This window comes from Methyloceanibacter sp. (genome assembly GCF_051306395.1).
Classification (GTDB): Bacteria; Pseudomonadota; Alphaproteobacteria; order Rhizobiales; family Methyloligellaceae; genus Methyloceanibacter.
Genome location: NZ_JBPPND010000082.1, coordinates 1 through 2,536 on the forward strand (window position 1 = coordinate 1; position 2,536 = coordinate 2,536).

3 protein-coding genes are annotated in these 2,536 nt (G+C 65.3%); all 3 read right to left on the reverse strand.

Annotated elements, in window-relative coordinates; all coding sequences use genetic code 11:
* Positions 1 to 184, reverse strand: a 184-nt coding sequence (locus ACSLE4_RS05010; protein WP_435903379.1) for a hypothetical protein, incomplete at its 3' end; no start/stop codon positions are given.
* A gap of 8 nt (positions 185 to 192) precedes the next feature.
* Entirely contained in the window at positions 193 to 1,218 is a 1,026-nt protein-coding gene (locus tag ACSLE4_RS05015) for an IS30 family transposase (RefSeq protein ID WP_435903380.1), read from the reverse strand.
* 148 nt (positions 1,219 to 1,366) lie between these two features.
* Positions 1,367 to 2,383 (reverse strand): tyrosine-type recombinase/integrase, encoded by a 1,017-nt coding sequence (locus ACSLE4_RS05020; RefSeq protein WP_435903381.1) that lies wholly within the window; start codon positions 2,381 to 2,383, stop codon positions 1,367 to 1,369.
* Positions 2,384 to 2,536: the final 153 nt, after the last annotated feature.

A 2,536-nucleotide genomic window follows, 5' to 3' on the forward strand; every position in this document is an offset into this window, starting at 1 on the left:
TCTCGAACGTGAGTTCGCGGTCGTGAAAGGCTCGACTCCGACCTAGCTCCTTCACGATTGCTTCGCCGCGAGCGATGCCAAGCTCGTCAATGATGTCTTCGACGTGGCGTGCGACATCAAGCCGATGCTCCACATACTCCGACCCGTCGCGTTCTTTGCTGGCGGTTTCAAGTCCGAAGTGCAACACCCGGGTCAATGAACTGAGGATGAGGGCTTGTGGGAGCTGGCCAGGGTTCGCGCGAACACCTCCAGCGGCGTGTGCCAGTTGTGCGTAGCGCGCGGTCTGGTATTCAGGCTGTCGGCGATGCCGTCGAGCTCATCCTGGCTGAAAACGCTGAGGTCGGTGCCCTTTGGCAGGTACTGTCGGATGAGCCCGTTGGTGTTCTCGCAGGTGCCGCGCTGCCAGGGGCTGTGCGGGTCGCAGAAGTAGACCTTCACGCCGGTCTGCGCGGCCAGGTCGACGTGCCGCGACATCTCCTTGCCCTGGTCGTAGGTGAAGCTCTTGCGCAGCGGCGCGGCGATCGAATTCAGCTTGGCAGAGAAGCCCGCCAGCGCCGAGGCGGCTGTGGCGTCATCCATCTTGGCCAGCAGCACCAGGCGGCTCGTACGCTCCACCAGCACGCCCACCGAGGACTTGTTGCCGGCACCCTTGATGAAATCGCCCTCCCAGTGGCCGGGCATGACGCGGTCGCCCACCTCGGGCGGGCGCACATGGATGCTGACCATGTCGGGGATCTGTCCGCGCCGGTCCTCGCCCCGAGATCGGGGCATGCGGGTGCTGCGACCGTGGCGCAGGCAGGCCACGAGCTGCTTGCGCAACTCGCCCCGCGGCTGCGCGTAGATGGCCGTGTAGATGGTCTCGTGCGAGACGTGCCGCTCGGGTTCGTCGGGGAACACGCGCTTGAGGGTAGCGGCAATCTGCTGCGGCGACCACTTCCAGTCCAGCAGCGTGCGCACCGTGCCCCAGCCGACGCTGTCGAAGTCGAGCTTGCCGGCAGGCCGGGCGGCCACCCGCCGGTTCGCGCTGCTCAGCTGCGCCGTGTGCGAGCCGTACGGCAAAGCCGCCAGCGTATTGCGCTCGAACTCTCGTGTGATGGTCGAAGGGCTGCGGCCCAGCGCCCGGGCCATGGCCCGGGCGCTGAACCCCTGCTGCTTCATGCTGGCCATCGTCATCCGATCCTCGGGCTGAAGCTGGCGGTACTGCGTCGTCTGATCCATGTGCACACCTTACGCTGGTGGGTGTTGCACTTCAGATTTGAGGCCGCCGTCTTTATGCAAAGACACCAGTTATGGGAAGTTCGACGTTCACGAGCGCGTCGATCACCTCGTACTCAAGGCGTTCGACGCGCTCTTGCCCTTCTCATAATCACAGCGTCTTCAAGAATGCCAGAAGCGAGTCGGTGGCTTTGAATCGCTTGGGCGCGGTGTTGGGGTCCTGCAGCTTTGCCAGCGCCTTCTCCTTCATCGCGAGGTCGGCCTGCGTGTATTGGTGAGTGGTGGTGGGGCTCTCATGACCCAGCCACAGGGCGACGCCCTCAATCCGTTCGCCGGACTGCAGGAGATGCATCGCAGTGGTGTGTCTCACCGTGTGCGGGGAAATGCGACGGTCCCGCAGGCTCGGCGTCGCCGGTGTTGCCGCGGCCGCGGCCAGCGCGAGCCGCTGAGCGGCATTGGAGCGCGTCATCGTATGACCGTCCCGGTTGGGCAGCAGCGCCGATGCCGATGCGAGTTCTGGGTTCACCCTCAGCCAGGCCCGGACCGCCTTTACCGTCGATCGCCATAGTGGCAGCGTCCGCTGCTTGCGCCCTTTGCCGTGCAAGTGGACGCAGGCCGCGCCGTCGAGCACGACATCGGCGAGGCGTATACCGATGACCTCCGACACCCGAGCGCCGGTGTTGTAGAGCATGTGCAGCAGCAGGTGATCGCGCTGGCTGGTCCAGCTCGGCCCTGGCTTGCCGATGATCGCCAGCATCTCCTCGCGCGCCAGGAAGCCGGGCATCGGCCGCTCGAAGTGCTTCATCGGCACGCCCAGTGCCTGCTCGACGACATGCAGCGCGGCGACATCACGGTGGCCGGCGAACTTCATGAACGCCCGCAGCGCTGCCAGCCTGGCATTGCGAGTGCGAACGGCGTTGCCGCGATCTCGTTCCAGATGATCGAGGAAGGCCAGGATCAGCGCCGGGGTGATGTCCTGAAGGCCCATCGTCGTCGGCTGCTTGTGCAGCTGCCCCCTCGCGAAGTCCAGGAACAGCACGAACGCATCGCGGTAGGTCGCCACCGTTTGCGGGCTCATCGCCCGCTGCTGCGTGAGGTACTCGGTGAAGAACGACTGCACCAGCGCAGCGAAGCTCGGCGCGGCTCGCGGTGTCGAGGGCTTACTCATCGCTGCCCTCCCAGGGATGGGCAAAGCGTTCGAAGCGCTGACCGATCAGACCCATCAACTCCGGCACGCCGGTGAGGTACCAGTAGGTGTTGGAGACCTTGACGTGGCCGAGGTAAGTCGACAACGCCAGCATCCGCTGGCTCATGTCCACGC

What these genes read in the sequence shown, in the direction of transcription:
- ACSLE4_RS05015 (WP_435903380.1), bottom strand. Translation starts at nt 1,218, where the DNA reads ATGGATCAGACGACGCAGTACCGCCAGCTTCAGCCCGAGGATCGGATG.
- ACSLE4_RS05020 (WP_435903381.1), bottom strand. Translation starts at nt 2,383, where the DNA reads ATGAGTAAGCCCTCGACACCGCGAGCCGCGCCGAGCTTCGCTGCGCTG.